This is a genomic window from Cupriavidus gilardii (assembly GCF_017598945.1).
In the GTDB taxonomy this organism is placed as follows: Bacteria; Pseudomonadota; Gammaproteobacteria; order Burkholderiales; family Burkholderiaceae; genus Cupriavidus; species Cupriavidus gilardii_E.
The window spans coordinates 162,792-176,931 of record NZ_JAGFTW010000012.1; the positions used below are offsets into that span (position 1 = coordinate 162,792).

The 14,140-nt window shown below is 67.8% G+C and carries 9 protein-coding genes; 4 read left to right on the plus strand and 5 right to left on the minus strand.

The window, feature by feature from the left end; genetic code table 11:
• Positions 1-236 precede the first annotated feature (236 nt).
• Positions 237-1,670 carry an aldehyde dehydrogenase family protein gene (locus J5T34_RS06850; protein WP_208579182.1) on the plus strand — a complete coding sequence of 478 codons (1,434 nt, stop codon included), beginning with the start codon at positions 237-239 and terminating at the stop codon, positions 1,668-1,670.
• 133 nt (positions 1,671-1,803) lie between these two features.
• Entirely contained in the window at positions 1,804-4,293 is a 2,490-nt protein-coding gene (locus J5T34_RS06855) for a penicillin acylase family protein (RefSeq protein WP_208579183.1), read from the plus strand.
• 27 nt (positions 4,294-4,320) lie between these two features.
• On the opposite strand, the gene J5T34_RS06860 is transcribed toward J5T34_RS06855, so the two are convergent.
• The gene (locus tag J5T34_RS06860) at positions 4,321-4,581 is read right to left on the minus strand and encodes a DUF1289 domain-containing protein (RefSeq protein ID WP_208579184.1); all 261 of its coding nucleotides are present in this window, start codon (positions 4,579-4,581) and stop codon (positions 4,321-4,323) included.
• Between the two features lie 186 nt (positions 4,582-4,767).
• Here J5T34_RS06860 and J5T34_RS06865 point away from each other — a divergent pair, with 186 nt between their 5' ends.
• Positions 4,768-5,238 carry a PaaI family thioesterase gene (locus J5T34_RS06865; RefSeq protein WP_208579185.1) on the plus strand — a complete coding sequence of 157 codons (471 nt, stop codon included), beginning with the start codon at positions 4,768-4,770 and terminating at the stop codon, positions 5,236-5,238.
• A 138-nt stretch (positions 5,239-5,376) separates the two neighbouring features.
• Here J5T34_RS06865 and prpF read toward each other — a convergent pair whose 3' ends face one another.
• From prpF to prpB, 4 genes are all read right to left on the minus strand, one after another.
• Complete coding sequence (gene prpF / locus J5T34_RS06870) at positions 5,377-6,576, minus strand: 2-methylaconitate cis-trans isomerase PrpF (protein ID WP_208579186.1); 1,200 nt, start codon at positions 6,574-6,576, stop codon at positions 5,377-5,379.
• A gap of 41 nt (positions 6,577-6,617) precedes the next feature.
• Complete coding sequence (acnD, locus tag J5T34_RS06875; protein WP_208579187.1) at positions 6,618-9,233, minus strand: Fe/S-dependent 2-methylisocitrate dehydratase AcnD; 2,616 nt, start codon at positions 9,231-9,233, stop codon at positions 6,618-6,620.
• Positions 9,234-9,347: 114 nt separating this feature from the next.
• Complete coding sequence (gene prpC, locus J5T34_RS06880; RefSeq protein WP_208579188.1) at positions 9,348-10,508, minus strand: bifunctional 2-methylcitrate synthase/citrate synthase; 1,161 nt, start codon at positions 10,506-10,508, stop codon at positions 9,348-9,350.
• Between the two features lie 28 nt (positions 10,509-10,536).
• Positions 10,537-11,445, minus strand: a complete 909-nt coding sequence (gene prpB / locus J5T34_RS06885) for a methylisocitrate lyase (RefSeq protein WP_208579189.1) — start codon at positions 11,443-11,445, stop codon at positions 10,537-10,539.
• A gap of 315 nt (positions 11,446-11,760) precedes the next feature.
• On the opposite strand from prpB, the gene prpR reads away from it, so the two are divergent.
• Complete coding sequence (prpR, locus tag J5T34_RS06890) at positions 11,761-13,719, plus strand: propionate catabolism operon regulatory protein PrpR (protein WP_208579190.1); 1,959 nt, start codon at positions 11,761-11,763, stop codon at positions 13,717-13,719.
• The last annotated feature ends 421 nt before the right edge of the window (positions 13,720-14,140 follow it).

Below are 14,140 nucleotides of genomic sequence, written 5' to 3' on the forward strand. Positions count from 1 at the left end.
CCACGCGTTGCGGCCTTTTTTATCGCTGCGGTGCACGATCGGCGCGCGATTATCGGCGGGATATTGGCGCCGGCGTGGCCCACGCCGCGCGGCCGGCCGATATCGGTGAGCAAAATCGGCTCTACAATGTCGGCACGGAAAAAACTTAAAACAATCGCAAACGCTCTGAAACGGCTGATTCAGTTTGGAAACGCCTGAGGGCCGACCGCCCGAGGGCTCACCGAGGAATTGTGGCTATGCAGCAACGAGACAAACTCTTTATCAACGGCCAATGGGTGACCCCGCACGGCACCGGGCAGATCGACGTTATCCATTCCACCACCGAGGAGGTGATGGGCCGGATTCCCGAAGGCCATGCCCGCGACGCCGAGGATGCCATCCAGGCGGCCCGCGCCGCCTTCGACGGCTGGTCCGCGACGCCGCCGCAGCAGCGCGCGGACTATATCCGCAAGATCGCCGAGGGGCTGAAGGCGCGCACCGAGGAGCTGGCGCAGCTGATCGCCGCCGAGGTCGGCATGCCGATCAAGCTGGCCCGCGCGATCCAGGTCGGTGGCCCGGTCTTCAACTGGAGCCAGGCCGCCAAGCTGGTCGAGTCCTTCACCTTCGAGGAGGAGGTCGGCAATTCGCTGGTGGTGCGTGAGCCGGTCGGCGTGGTCGCCGCCATCACGCCGTGGAACTATCCGCTGAACCAGATCACGCTGAAGGTTGCGCCGGCGCTGGCCGCCGGCTGCACCGTGGTGCTCAAGCCGTCCGAGGTGGCGCCGCTGAACGCCTTCGTGCTGGCCGAGGTGATCGAGGCCGTCGGCCTGCCGCCGGGCGTGTTCAACCTGGTGACCGGTTACGGCCCGGTGGTCGGCGAGGTGCTGGCGAGCCACCGCGAGGTCGACATGGTGTCGTTTACCGGTTCGACGCGCGCCGGCAAGCGGGTCTCCGAACTGGCCGCGCAGACCGTCAAGCGGGTCGCGCTGGAACTGGGCGGCAAGTCCGCCTCGGTGATCCTCGACGACGCCGACCTGCCGGCCGCCGTCAAGGGCACCATCAATGCCTGCTTCCTGAACTCCGGCCAGACCTGCTCGGCGCACACCCGCATGCTGGTGCCGCGCGAGCGCTATGACGAGGTCAAGGAGATCGTGCAGAAGGTGGTGGCAGGCTTTACCGTCGGCGATCCGCTGCAGGAAACCACCAGGCTGGGACCGCTGATCTCGGCCGCGCAGAAGGATCGCGTGGTCGGCTATATCCAGCGCGGGCTGAACGAGGGCGCCGAACTGGTGACGGGCGGCACCGAGCCGCCGGCCGGCGTGGACAAGGGCTTCTTCGTGCAGCCGACCGTGCTCGGCAACGTCGATCCCAAGGCGACCGTGGCGCAGGAAGAGATCTTCGGGCCGGTGCTGTCGATCATCTGCTACGACACCGAGGAAGACGCGGTGCGCATCGCCAACGACAGCGTCTACGGCCTCGGCGGTGGCGTCTGGTCGGGCGACGAGGCGCGCGCGATCCGCGTGGCGCGCCGGATCCGCACCGGCCAGGTCGACATCAACGGCGGGCCGTTCAACATGCTGGCGCCGTTCGGCGGCTTCAAGCAGTCGGGGCATGGACGCGAGGCGGGCAAGTATGGCCTGGAGGAGTTCCTCGAGTACAAGGCGCTGCAGCTGAAAAAGCCCGCGGCCTGAGCGCCGACCGCTTTGGAAATGCCCGGCCTGTCCGGGCATTTTTGCGTCGGCGATAATTGACGACAGCACGTCGATCACAGCACAACAACAGCACGACACCGCAACGAACGGTTGGACGGGGGAGGGGAAGGCGATGCATTGGCTCAAGCGGCTGGCATGGCTGACGGTAATCGTGGCCGGATTGGGACTGGCCGCGGCGATAGGCGGCTATGCCTGGTATCGGCAGGCGTCGCAGCCTGAGGTGGCCGGTACCGTCGCGCTGGCGGGTTTGCACGGGCGCGTCACCATCGTGCGCGACCGGCATGCGATTCCGCGCATCGAGGCCGGCGATCCGCTCGATGCCTATTTCGGCCTGGGCTTCGTCCATGCGCAGGACCGGCTCTGGCAGATGCAGATGAACAAGCGCATCGCCGCGGGGCGGCTGGCCGAGATCCTGGGGCCGAGCGCGCTGCCGACCGATCGCTTCCTGCGCACCATCGGCGTACGCCGCAACGCCGAGGCCGCCTTCGCCGCCAGCACGCCCGAGACGCGTGCCGCGCTGCAGGCCTATGCCGATGGGGTCAATGCCGGCATCGCCAGCCACAAGGGCCCGCTGCCGCCCGAATTCGCCATCCTGCGCACCGTGCCCGAACGCTGGGAGCCGGCCGATACGCTGGCCTGGCAGACCATGATGGCCTGGGACCTGAGCGCCAACTGGAGCCGCGAGGTGCTGCGCATGCGGCTGGCGCAGACGCTGCCGCTGTCGCGCATCAACGAACTGCTGGCGCCGTATCCGGGCGAGCAGCCGCTGCGCACCACCGACTATCCCGCGCTGTACCGGCAACTGGCGCCGCTGACCACGGCGATGGCGCGCGTCGAGGCGGCTGCGCCGCCGGGGCTGGTCGAAGGCATGGGCTCGAACAACTGGGTCGTCTCCGGCGCCCATACGCGCTCGGGCAAGCCGCTGCTGGCCAACGATCTGCACCTCGGCCTGCAGGCGCCGGCGCTGTGGTATTTCGCCACGCTGCGCGCGCCGGGCCTGGACGTAACGGGGGCCACGCTGCCGGGGATGCCGGTGGTCGTGATCGGCCATACGCCGCGCATCGCCTGGGGATTCACCAATACCGCGCCGGATCTGCAGGATCTGTATATCGAGCGGCTCCGGCCAGGACGGCCCGAGCAGTACCAGACGCCCAATGGCTGGGCGGAGTTTGCGGTGCGCGAGGAGACCATCCGCGTCAAGGACCAGCCCGACGTGACGATCCGGGTCCGCTCGACCCGCCACGGGCCCGTGATCTCCGATGTCGCGGAGCCGCTTGCCGCGGCAGTGGCGCCGCTGGGGGCGCAGTACGTGGTGGCCTTTCAATGGGTTGCGCTGCGGCCCGACGACCGCACGGTGCAGGCCGGCCTGAAACTGAACCGCGCGCACGACTGGACGAGCTTCACCGAGGCGCTGCGCGACTTCCATACGCCGCAGCAGAGCGTGGTCTATGCCGATGTCGACGGCAATATCGGCTTCATTGCGCCGGGACGCGTGCCGCTGCGCCAGGCCGCCAACGATCTGAAGGGGCTGGCGCCGGCGCCGGGCTGGGACGCGCGCTACGACTGGAGCGGCTTCATTCCGTTCGAAAAGCTGCCGCGCAGCTTCAATCCGTCCGGCGGCATGGTGGTGACCGCGAACCAGAAGATCGTGCCGGACGACTATCCGTATTTCCTGACCAGCGAGTGGACCGTGCCGTATCGGCACGACCGCATCCGCGCGTTGCTGGCCGCGCGGCGCCCGCACACGCTCGATACGTTCGCGGCGATCCAGAAGGACGAGCTGTCGCTGGCGGTCAAGGAGGCCTTGCCGCTGCTGCTCGGTGCCTCGATCGCCGCCGACGGCACGCGGCCGGCCCGCGAGCGCGAGCTGTTTGCGGCGTTGGGGCGCTGGGACGGCACGATGTCGGCGGACCGCGCCGAGCCGCTGGTCGCCACCGCCTGGCTGCGGGAGCTCTCGCGCGGCATGTTCGAAGACAAGGTCGGCGATGGCGTGTTCGCGCGCATGTGGGAGCAGCGCAATGTGCAACAGGCGATGCTGAACATCCTGCGCAGCTCGCGCGGGCTGGGGCGCTTCTGGTGCGACGATCCGAAGACGCCGGCGCCCGAGGACTGCAACGACGCGATGGGCGCGGCGTGGAAACGCGCCATCGTCGATCTGCAGCAGCGCTATGGCGACGACCCGCGGCGCTGGCGCTGGGGCCAGGCCCATGCCGCCCGCGCCGAACACCGGCCGTTTGCCAAGGTGCCTTCGCTGGCGGGGTTCTTCAACGTCAAGGTGCCGACCGGCGGGGATACCTATACGGTCAACGCCGGCCGCCACAATATCGGCGACGAGCAGGCGCCGTTCGAGAACGTGCATGGCGCCAGCGTGCGGGCGATCTACGATCTGGCCGACCTGTCGGCCTCGCGCTTCATCACGCCGACGGGGCAGTCCGGCAACGTGTTGTCGCCGCACTATCGCGACTGGACCGAGCAGTGGGCGCGCGGGGAGTACGTGACGATCCGGGGCGCCGGGCATCCGGCTGGAGCCAAGGCCTTCGAAACGCTGGTGTTGACGCCTGTGGCGGGCGATCGCGGTCGGGCCAGCGGGGCGAGCCGTTGAGGGTTTGGAACCGGCGTGGGTCGTGGACTAGCCGCGCTGAAAACGGCGCGCGGTGCCGTCGCGAGTGATGCGCTCCCACACCGCCTGCTTTTCCGCGTCGCTCATGAAGACCCAGTTGCTGACCTCGAAGGCGGTGCGGCCGCAGCCCTGGCAGACCTCGTCGAACAGCGTCGAGCAGATGCCGATGCACGGGCTGTCGGGACCGTCGAACAGGCTGTCGTCGGTGGCCTCGGCGGGTTCGGGCAGGGCAAGCGGGTCTGGCGGCGAATCGGGGCGGGTTTGCGGCATGGCGGCGGGGTGTGGCAAAGGCGGCCATTATAAGCGGTGGGGTGGCGCGGTGCCCCAGCCGCAGCCGCAGCCGAAGCCGAAGCCGCCGCTTGAGTGGATTACCTGCCGGGTAATTGAGGCACGGCACCGCCGGCTGCCATCATAGCCCCATCGCGACATACCAACGATCCCTCTGCAGGAGCCCGCATGATGTCTTCGCTGACCACGCTATCGACCGCCGACCGCCACGCCGAGGTGGCCCCCCGCATCCGCGCCATGGTCGAGGAAATCCTGATCGGCTCGCCGGTGGCCCGCACGCTTGGCGTCGAGCTCGACGTGCTGGCGCCCGAGCATGTCGAGCTGGTGCTGCCGTTCAGCCCGGGCAATGTCACGGTCGGCAAGAGCGTGCATGGCGGCGTGATTGCCACGCTGATCGATATCGCGGGCGCGGCGGCCGCGGCGTCGGGCGCGGATCCGGACAAGGTGCGGGGCGGGGCGACCAGCGCGCTGTCGATCCAGTACGTGGCGCCGGCCGAGGCGGCCTCGCTGCGGGCGGTGGCGACGGTGGTGCGCCGAGGCCAGCGGCAGATCGCCACCGAAATCACGGTCTATGCGGAGCAGCCCGAGGCGGGCACCGTGGTGGCCAAGGCGCTGATGAACAGCGTGCTGTTCGGTTGAAGATCGGCAGTTGAAGGGCCGTGGTTCAAGAGCGCAATGGCGGGTTTGCCTTCACGTTGATGAAACGCAATTAACCGCCAGCTAATCAGCCCACACCGTCAGCGCTGGAGCCGCTGCGCGGCCCCAGCCGTGCTGCCTTCAAGCGACGGGGTTCCAGTCGCCCGGCACGCGGACCCAACCTTCCATCAGCACCCGCGCGCTGCGGCTCATGATGGCCTTCTTGACGGCCCATTCGCCATCGACCTGGGCCGCCTCGGCACCGACGCGCAGCGTGCCGGACGGATGGCCGAAGCGCACGGCCTGGCGTTTGCCGCCACCGGCAGCCAGATTGACCAGCGTTCCCGGGATGGCGGCGGCGGTGCCGATCGCCACCGCAGCGGTGCCCATCATCGCGTGGTGCAGCTTGCCCATCGACAGCGCGCGCACCAGCAGATCGATGTCCTCGGCGCGCACCGCCTTGCCGCTCGACGCGGAATAGCTCGCCGGCGGGGCGACGAAGGCCACCTTGGGGGTGTGCTGGCGCCGTGCGGCCTCGTCGACGTTCTGGATCAGCCCCATCCGCACCGCACCGTAGGCGCGAATCGTCTCGAACATCGCCAGCGCCTTGGGGTCGCCGTTGATGGCGTCCTGCAGCTCGGTACCGGTATAGCCGATCGCGTCGGCGTTGACGAAGATGGTCGGAATGCCGGCATTGATCATCGTCGCCTTCAGCGTGCCGACGCCCGGCACCTCGAGGTCGTCGACCAGATTGCCGGTCGGGAACATCGCGCCGCCGCCGCCTTCCTCCTCGGCGGCAGGGTCCATGAACTCGAGCATGATTTCGGCGGCGGGGAAGGTCACGCCGTCCAGTTCGAAGTCGCCGGTTTCCTTGACCATGCCGTCGACGATCGGCACATGCGAGACGATGGTCTTGCCGATATTGGCCTGCCAGATGCGTACGGTGGCGACGCCCTCGCGCGGGATGCGGGCCGGATCGATCAGCCCGGCAGCGATCGCGAACGGGCCCACCGCGGCCGACAGGTTGCCGCAGTTGCCGCTCCAGTCGACGAAGGGCTGGTCGATGGCGACCTGGCCGAACAGATAGTCGACGTCGTGGTCAGGCCGGGTGCTGCGCGACACGATCACCGTCTTGCTGGTGCTCGACGTCGCCGCGCCCATGCCGTCGATCTGCTTGCCGTACGGGTCGGGGCTGCCGATCACGCGCATCAGCAGCGCATCGCGCGCCGGGCCAGGCGACTGCGCGGCCTCCGGCAGGTCCTGCAGGCGGAAGAACACGCCCTTGCTGGTGCCGCCACGCATATAGGTGGCGGGGATGCGGATCTGGGGAAGGGAAACCATGTGTGCCTCGTGCTGATTCAGGATTGACCGTCGCGCCGCGCTCACGCCGCGGATGCAGCCGCTTGCGTCCCCTTGGTCGCATCGAGGAAGTCCTGTGCGAAGCGCTGCAGCACGCCGCCGGCCTCGTAGATCGACACTTCCTCGGCGGTATCGAGCCGGCAGGTCACCGGCGCTTCGACCCGCTCGCCATTCTTGCGGTGGATCACCAGCGTCAGGTCGGCGCGCGGCTTGCGCTCGCCGATCACGTCGAAGGTCTCGGTGCCGTCGATCTGCAGCGTCAGGCGGTTGGTGCCGGGCTTGAACTCCAGCGGCAGCACGCCCATGCCGATCAGGTTGGTGCGGTGGATCCGCTCGAAGCCTTCGGCGACGATCGCTTCCACGCCGGCCAGCCGAACGCCCTTGGCGGCCCAGTCGCGCGACGAGCCCTGGCCGTAGTCGGCGCCGGCGATGATGATCAGCGGCTGCTTGCGCTCCATATAGGTTTCGATCGCTTCCCACATGCGCACGACCTTGCCGTCCGGCTCGATGCGGGCCAGCGAACCCTTCTTGACCTTGCCGTCGACCACCGCCATTTCATTGAGCAGGGTCGGGTTGGCGAAGGTCGCGCGCTGCGCGGTCAGGTGGTCGCCGCGGTGGGTCGCGTACGAGTTGAAGTCTTCCTCGGGCAGCCCCATCTTCGCCAGGTATTCGCCGGCGGCGCTGTCGGGCAGGATCGCGTTCGACGGCGACAGGTGGTCGGTCGTGATGTTGTCGCCGAGCACCGCCAGCGGACGCAGGCCACGGAGCGTGCGCTCGCCGGCCAGCGCGCCTTCCCAGTACGGCGGGCGGCGAATATAGGTGCTCTGTGGGCGCCAGTCGTACAGCGGGCTGATGGTCTCGGCGTTGGCCGCCTGCACCGCGAACATCGGCTCGTAGACCTTGCGGAACTGCTCGGGCTTGACGCTCTGCGCGACGATCGCGTCGATCTCCTCGTCGCTCGGCCAGATGTCCTTCAGCGTGACCGGCTGGCCGTTCTGGTCGTGGCCCAGCACGTCGCGCTCGATGTCGAAGCGGATGGTGCCGGCGATCGCATAGGCCACCACCAGCGGCGGCGAGGCCAGGAAGGCCTGCTTCGCATAGGGATGGATGCGGCCGTCGAAATTGCGGTTGCCCGACAGCACGGCGGTCGCATAGAGATCGCGTTCGACGATCTCCTGCTGGATCGCCGGATCGAGCGCGCCCGACATGCCGTTGCAGGTGGTGCAGGCGAACGCGACGATGCCGAAGCCGAGCTGCTCGAGCTCGGGCAGCAGCCCGGCTTCCTCCAGATACAGCTGCACGACCTTGGAGCCCGGCGCCAGCGAGGATTTGACCCAGGGCTTGCGCGTCAGGCCGCGCGCATTGGCATTGCGCGCCAGCAGACCGGCGGCGATCACGTTGCGCGGATTGCTGGTGTTGGTGCAGCTGGTGATGGCGGCGATGATCACCGCGCCGTCCGGCATCTGCCCCGGCACCTCTTCCCACTTGGCGGCGATGCCGCGTTCGGCCAGCGCGGTGGTCGGCAGGCGCTTGTGCGGGTTCGACGGGCCGGCCATGTTGCGCACCACGGTCGACAGGTCGAATTCCAGCGTGCGCTCGTATTCCGCGTGGTCGAGCGTATCGGCCCACAGGCCCGCGGTCCTGGCGTAGGTCTCGACCAGGCGGACCTGTTCGTCGCTGCGGCCGGTCAGCCGCAGATAGTCGATGGTCTGGCCGTCGATGAAGAACATCGCCGCGGTGGCGCCGTATTCGGGCGCCATGTTCGAGATCGTCGCGCGATCGCCCAGCGTCAGGCTGGCCGCGCCTTCGCCGCGGAATTCGAGATAGGCGCCGACCACGCGCTGGCTGCGCAGGAACTCGGTCAGCGCCAGCACGATATCGGTCGCGGTGATGCCAGGCTGCGGCTTGCCGCGCAGCTCGACGCCGACGATGTCCGGCAGCCGCATCCACGAGGCGCGGCCCAGCATCACGTTCTCGGCTTCGAGGCCGCCGACGCCGATGGCGATCACGCCGAGCGCATCGACATGCGGCGTATGGCTGTCGGTGCCGACCAGCGTGTCGGGGTAGGCCACGCCGTCGGCCGCATGGATTACCGGCGACATCCGCTCCAGATTGATCTGGTGCATGATGCCGTTGCCCGGCGGAATCACGTCGACGTTCTTGAACGCCTTCTTTGTCCACTCGATGAAGTGGAAGCGGTCCTCGTTGCGGCGCTCCTCGATCGCGCGGTTCTTGGCGAAGGCGTCCTTGTCGAACCCGCCATGCTCGACCGCCAGCGAATGGTCGACGATCAGCTGGACCGGCACCACCGGATTGACCTGGGCCGGATCGCCGCCCTGAGCGGCGATCGCATCGCGCAGGCCGGCCAGATCGACCAGCGCGGTCTGGCCGAGGATGTCGTGGCAGACCACGCGCGCGGGGAACCAGGGAAAGTCCAGTTCGCGCTTGCGTTCGATCAGCTGCGTCAGTGCGGCGGCCAGCAGCGACGGCTCGCAGCGGCGCACCAGGTTTTCGGCCAGCACGCGCGAGGTGTAGGGCAGCTTGTCATAGGCGCCGGGCTGGATCGCATCGACCGCGGCGCGTGCGTCGAAATAGTCCAGGCCCGTGCCGGGCAGCGGTTTGCGGTAGGCAGTGTTCATGGGGTGGGTCAATACGGGTGGTGCTCGGCGCGCCGGGGTCTGTCGTGGGGACTTCGGGACGGAAGCGGCGGGCGTGGCGGCCGCTTCCGTCTGCTGCTGTCTGCCGCTACGGCATCAGCGGCGTTTTTCGATCGGCACGAACTTCAGATTGTCCGGGCCGATGTAGTTGGCGCTCGGGCGGATGATCTTGTTGTCGACGCGTTGCTCGATGATGTGCGCGGCCCAGCCCGAGGTGCGCGCGATCACGAACAGCGGCGTGAACATCGCGGTCGGCACGCCCATCATGTGATAGCTGACCGCGCTGAACCAGTCGAGGTTGGGGAACATCTTCTTGATGTTCCACATCGTGGTTTCCAGCCGCTCGGCGATGTCGAACATCTTCATCGAGCCGGCGTCCTTCGACAGGCGGCGCGCGACTTCCTTGATCACCTGGTTGCGCGGATCGCCGGTGGTGTAGACCGGATGGCCGAAGCCGATCACGACTTCCTTGTTCTCGACGCGGCGCGTGATGTCGGCCTGGGCCTCGTCGGGCGTGTCGTAGCGCTTCTGGATCTCGAACGCGACCTCGTTCGCGCCGCCGTGTTTCGGGCCGCGCAGCGCACCGATCGCGCCGCAGATCGCCGAGTAGATGTCGGAACCGGTGCCGGCGATCACGCGGCCGGTGAAGGTCGAGGCGTTGAACTCGTGCTCCGCGTACAGGATCAGCGAGGTATGCATCGCGCGTTCCCACAGCTCGCTGGGCTTGCGGCCGTGCAGCAGATGCAGGAAGTGGCCGCCGATCGAATCGTCGTCGGTCTCGACCTCGATGCGGCGGCCGTTATGGCTGTAGTGGTACCAGTACAGCAGCATCGACCCGAGCGAGGCCATCAGGCGGTCGGCGATGTCGCGCGCGCCCGGCAGATTGTGGTCTTCCTTCTCGGGCAGCACCGTGCCGAGCACCGACACGCCGGTGCGCATCACGTCCATCGGATGGGCCGAGGCGGGCACCCATTCGAGCGCGGCCTTGACGTTGGCGGGCAGGCCGCGCAGCGCGCGCAGCTTGGTCTTGTAGCCGTTCAGTTCGGCCTGGGTCGGCAGCTTGCCGTGCACCAGCAGATAGGCGATCTCTTCGAACTCGCACGTTTCGGCGACGTCGAGGATGTCATAGCCGCGATAGTGCAGATCGTTGCCGCTGCGGCCGACCGTGCACAGTGCCGTGTTGCCGGCGACGACGCCGGACAGCGCGACGGATTTCTTGGGCTTCGGGGTGGCTTGCGCCGGAGTGGCTTCGGACATGTCGTCTCCTTGCTTCGCTCTGTTCTGGTTACTTGGCCTTGGCTTGCGCGAACAGCGCATCCAGCTTCTGTTCGTATGCATGGTAGCCGATGCTCTCGTAGAGCTCGGCGCGCGTCTGCATGGTGTCCAGCACGTTCTGCTGGGTGCCGTCGCGGCGGATCGCCGCGTAGACGTTCTCGGCGGCCTTGTTCATCGCGCGGAACGCCGACAGCGGGTACAGGATCATCGCGACGCCGGCACCGGCCAGCTCGTCGCGCGTGAACAGCGGCGTCGCGCCGAACTCGGTGATGTTGGCCAGCACGGGGACCTTCACCGCGTCCACGAACTTGCGGTACATCGACAGGTCGGTCATCGCCTCGGGGAAGATCGCATCGGCGCCGGCCTCGACGCATGCCACCGCGCGTTCGATCGCCTTGTCCAGGCCCTCGACCGCCAGCGCGTCGGTGCGCGCCATGATCACGAAATGCTCGTCGGTGCGGGCATCGACCGCGGCCTTGATGCGATCGACCATCTCGTCCTGCGACACGATCTCCTTGTTGGGCCGGTGGCCGCAGCGCTTGGCGCCGACCTGGTCCTCGATATGCATCGCGCCCGCGCCGAACTTGATCAGCGAGCGGGTCGTGCGGGCCACGTTGAACGCCGAGGCGCCGAAGCCGGTGTCGACGTCGACCAGCAGCGGCACGTCGCAGACATCGGTGATGCGGCGGATGTCGGTCAGCACGTCGTCGAGGTTCGAGATGCCGAGGTCGGGCAGACCCAGCGAGCCGGCCGCGACGCCGCCGCCGGACAGATAGATCGCCCGGTAGCCGGCGCGCTTGGCCAGCAGGGCGTGGTTCGCGTTGATGGTGCCGACGATCTGCAGCGGCTGCTCGTCGGCCAGCGCCTGGCGGAAACGGGCGCCGGCCGAGCGGGCCAGGTCTTGGGAGGTCAGGGTCATGGTGGCGTCCTGGGTGAGCGGAATGAGGGCAGTGATCGGAATGTCGGACGAGCGCAAGCGGCGTGCCAGCGGTGGGGCGGGTGGTGGGGCGAGTGGCTTCGCCCAGTCCGGGCAAGGGATGGCGGGTGGTTTGAACGATGCAGGAGGCGGCATCGGCACTCCGCCTGCATTTCAAAACTGAAATCCGCGGTGCTGGATTGAAATGCAACGCCGGTGGGCGCACAATGCATCGATGGCGCGTCAACGTCCTGTTGTAGTCGCTTTTGGCTGTCCGCTCGTCACGGCTTGCGGCATTCGCCTCTTTCTTTCGCATCGATGACTCCCGCTACCCCGATTCCTCCTGGCCGTCCGCGTATCTGGGCGGTCGGCATCAGCCGGCTGTCGCGCGCCTTCGCCGATCTGATTCCTTCGTACGCCGCGCAGGCCGACTTCCGCCTGGTCGGCAAGGGCTACGAGGCCGCCGCCAGTGCGATCGCCCGGGAGGCCAGGGAAGGGCGGCTCGATGCGGTGGTCGCCGCCGGCTCGAACGGCGCCTATCTGCGTCAGCATGTGGACGTGCCGGTCACGCTGGTCAAGGTGACGGGGTTCGATGTGCTCAGCGCGCTGGCGACGGCGCGGCGCATCTCGCCGCGGGTCGCGCTGGTGACCCACGCTGCCACCTATCCCGAGGTCGACGAGTTTGCGCGCGCGTTTGGGCTGCCGATTCCGTCGTATACGTATCTGACCGAGGACGACGCCACGGTGCGCGTCAAGGCGCTGCGGCAGGAGGGCATTGAAGTCGTGGTCGGACCCGGGCTCGTCACGGAGCTCGCGGACCGGCTCGGGCTGACCGGGGTGTTTCTGTACTCGGGGCAGTCGGTCAAGCTGGCGCTCGAGGACGCGATCGAGGCGGCAAGGCTGCGGCGCATCGAATCGAGCCGGCGCGAATACGTCAACACGATCCTGGCGCATCTGAACGAAGGCGTCGCCGCGGTCGATGCCGACGGGCGGATCCAGTCGTTCAATCCGGCAATGGAGCGCTTTCTGGGCACGCCGGCCGCCGAGGCGGTCGGTCGCAAGCTGCAGGGCCTGGCGCCCGATCTGTCGCTCGACAACGTCATGCGGACGGGCGCCAAGGAGCTCGAAGCGATCCACAAGCTGGGCGACCGCATGGTCGTGGTCAACCGGATTCCAATTCAGGGCGAAGGCGGCCCCGCGGGCGCGGTGCTGACGATCCAGGATGCCAACGCCATCCAGCGGGTCGACCGCCATCTGCGCCGCCGCGCCAGCGCGCGAACCACCGGCGTTCGCTATCGGCTCGACGACCTCGCGGGCGAGTCGTCGGCAATGCGTCAGCTGCGGGACCTGGCTCGGCGCTATGCGGCGGTCGATTCCACCGTGCTGATCGGCGGCGAAAGCGGTACGGGCAAGGAGGTACTGGCGCAGGGGATGCACGACGCCAGTCCGCGCCGGGCGTTTCCCTTCGTGGCGATCAATTGTGCTGCGTTTCCCGAGGCGCTGCTGGAGAGCGAACTGTTCGGCTACGAGGAGGGCGCGTTCACCGGCGCCCGGCGCGGCGGCAAGGCAGGCCTGTTCGAGTCGGCGCATAACGGCACCCTGTTCCTGGACGAGGTCGGCGATATGCCGCCCGCCTTGCAGACCCGGCTGCTGCGCGTGCTGCAGGAAAAGCAGGTGCTGCCGATCGGCGGCGTGGATGCGGTGCCGGTCAATGTGCGTGTGATCGCCGCCACCCACCGGGATCTCGCGGCGCTGGTGCGCGAAGGGGCCTTCCGCCAGGATCTCTATTACCGGCTCAATATCCTGCGGATCGCCATGCCGCCGCTGCGCGAGCGCAAGGCCGACCTGCCTGAACTGGCCGAGCTGCTGTACCGGCGCGCGCAACAGCGGCTCGGCCTGCCACGCCCGGACAGCTTGCCCGAGGCGGCCCGAAACCGGCTGACGGCGTATGGCTGGCCCGGGAATATCCGCGAACTGGAGAACGTGGTGGAGCGGATTGCGGTGCTGCTGGCGGGCAGGGCGCTGGACGAGGACGCCTTGCTGCGCGAGTTGCTGGCCACGGTGCCGGAGTTGTTCGGCAGTGAGAGAACCGAAGCGGCGCCGGTCGGCGTGAGTGCGCCTTCGGGCAGCCGCTCGCTTGCGGGAGTGGCGCGTTCATCTCAGGCGGAACATATTCGCCGTGTGCTGGACGAATGCGGTGGGGACCGCGCAGCGGCGTGCCATCTGTTGGGCATCAGTCCGACCACCTTGTGGCGGCGGCTCAAAGAGGCAGCATAGGGCACGTTCATGGTGGCGCAAAAAGCGCTTGCATTGGCTGTCACGCTCCCTTAATATTCGCCCCCTCGCAGCCGAACGGCGGCGGGGTTGGCAGGGAAGGCAAAGGCGCTGCGGTGCTGGCGCCGCGGCAGAAAGTGCTGACAAACCTGTTGACGAGAAGCGAAAGGTTCTGCATAATCTCGTTTCTCTGCTGCTGACAACGCAGCGACGCGAACGGCAAAGCCGGCGCGTGAGTTCTTTAACAAACGAACAACCGATAAGTGTGGGCGCTCGATAGCGAACAGTCACCGGCAAGTCTTCGGACTTGTCAGGCTCAAAAGTTATCAAGTGCTCGCACAGCAAAACGTGGCTTCATCGGCGTCAAGACGATGGAGCCAGTCAGTTTTCTGAGAGTGAGCGACCGCTCGAAAGAGCGAGATCC

What these genes read in the sequence shown, in the direction of transcription:
- J5T34_RS06850 (WP_208579182.1), top strand. Translation starts at nt 237, where the DNA reads ATGCAGCAACGAGACAAACTCTTTATCAACGGCCAATGGGTGACCCCG.
- J5T34_RS06855 (WP_208579183.1), top strand. Translation starts at nt 1,804, where the DNA reads ATGCATTGGCTCAAGCGGCTGGCATGGCTGACGGTAATCGTGGCCGGA.
- J5T34_RS06860 (WP_208579184.1), bottom strand. Translation starts at nt 4,581, where the DNA reads ATGCCGCAAACCCGCCCCGATTCGCCGCCAGACCCGCTTGCCCTGCCC.
- J5T34_RS06865 (WP_208579185.1), top strand. Translation starts at nt 4,768, where the DNA reads ATGATGTCTTCGCTGACCACGCTATCGACCGCCGACCGCCACGCCGAG.
- prpF (WP_208579186.1), bottom strand. Translation starts at nt 6,576, where the DNA reads ATGGTTTCCCTTCCCCAGATCCGCATCCCCGCCACCTATATGCGTGGC.
- acnD (WP_208579187.1), bottom strand. Translation starts at nt 9,233, where the DNA reads ATGAACACTGCCTACCGCAAACCGCTGCCCGGCACGGGCCTGGACTAT.
- prpC (WP_208579188.1), bottom strand. Translation starts at nt 10,508, where the DNA reads ATGTCCGAAGCCACTCCGGCGCAAGCCACCCCGAAGCCCAAGAAATCC.
- prpB (WP_208579189.1), bottom strand. Translation starts at nt 11,445, where the DNA reads ATGACCCTGACCTCCCAAGACCTGGCCCGCTCGGCCGGCGCCCGTTTC.
- prpR (WP_208579190.1), top strand. Translation starts at nt 11,761, where the DNA reads ATGACTCCCGCTACCCCGATTCCTCCTGGCCGTCCGCGTATCTGGGCG.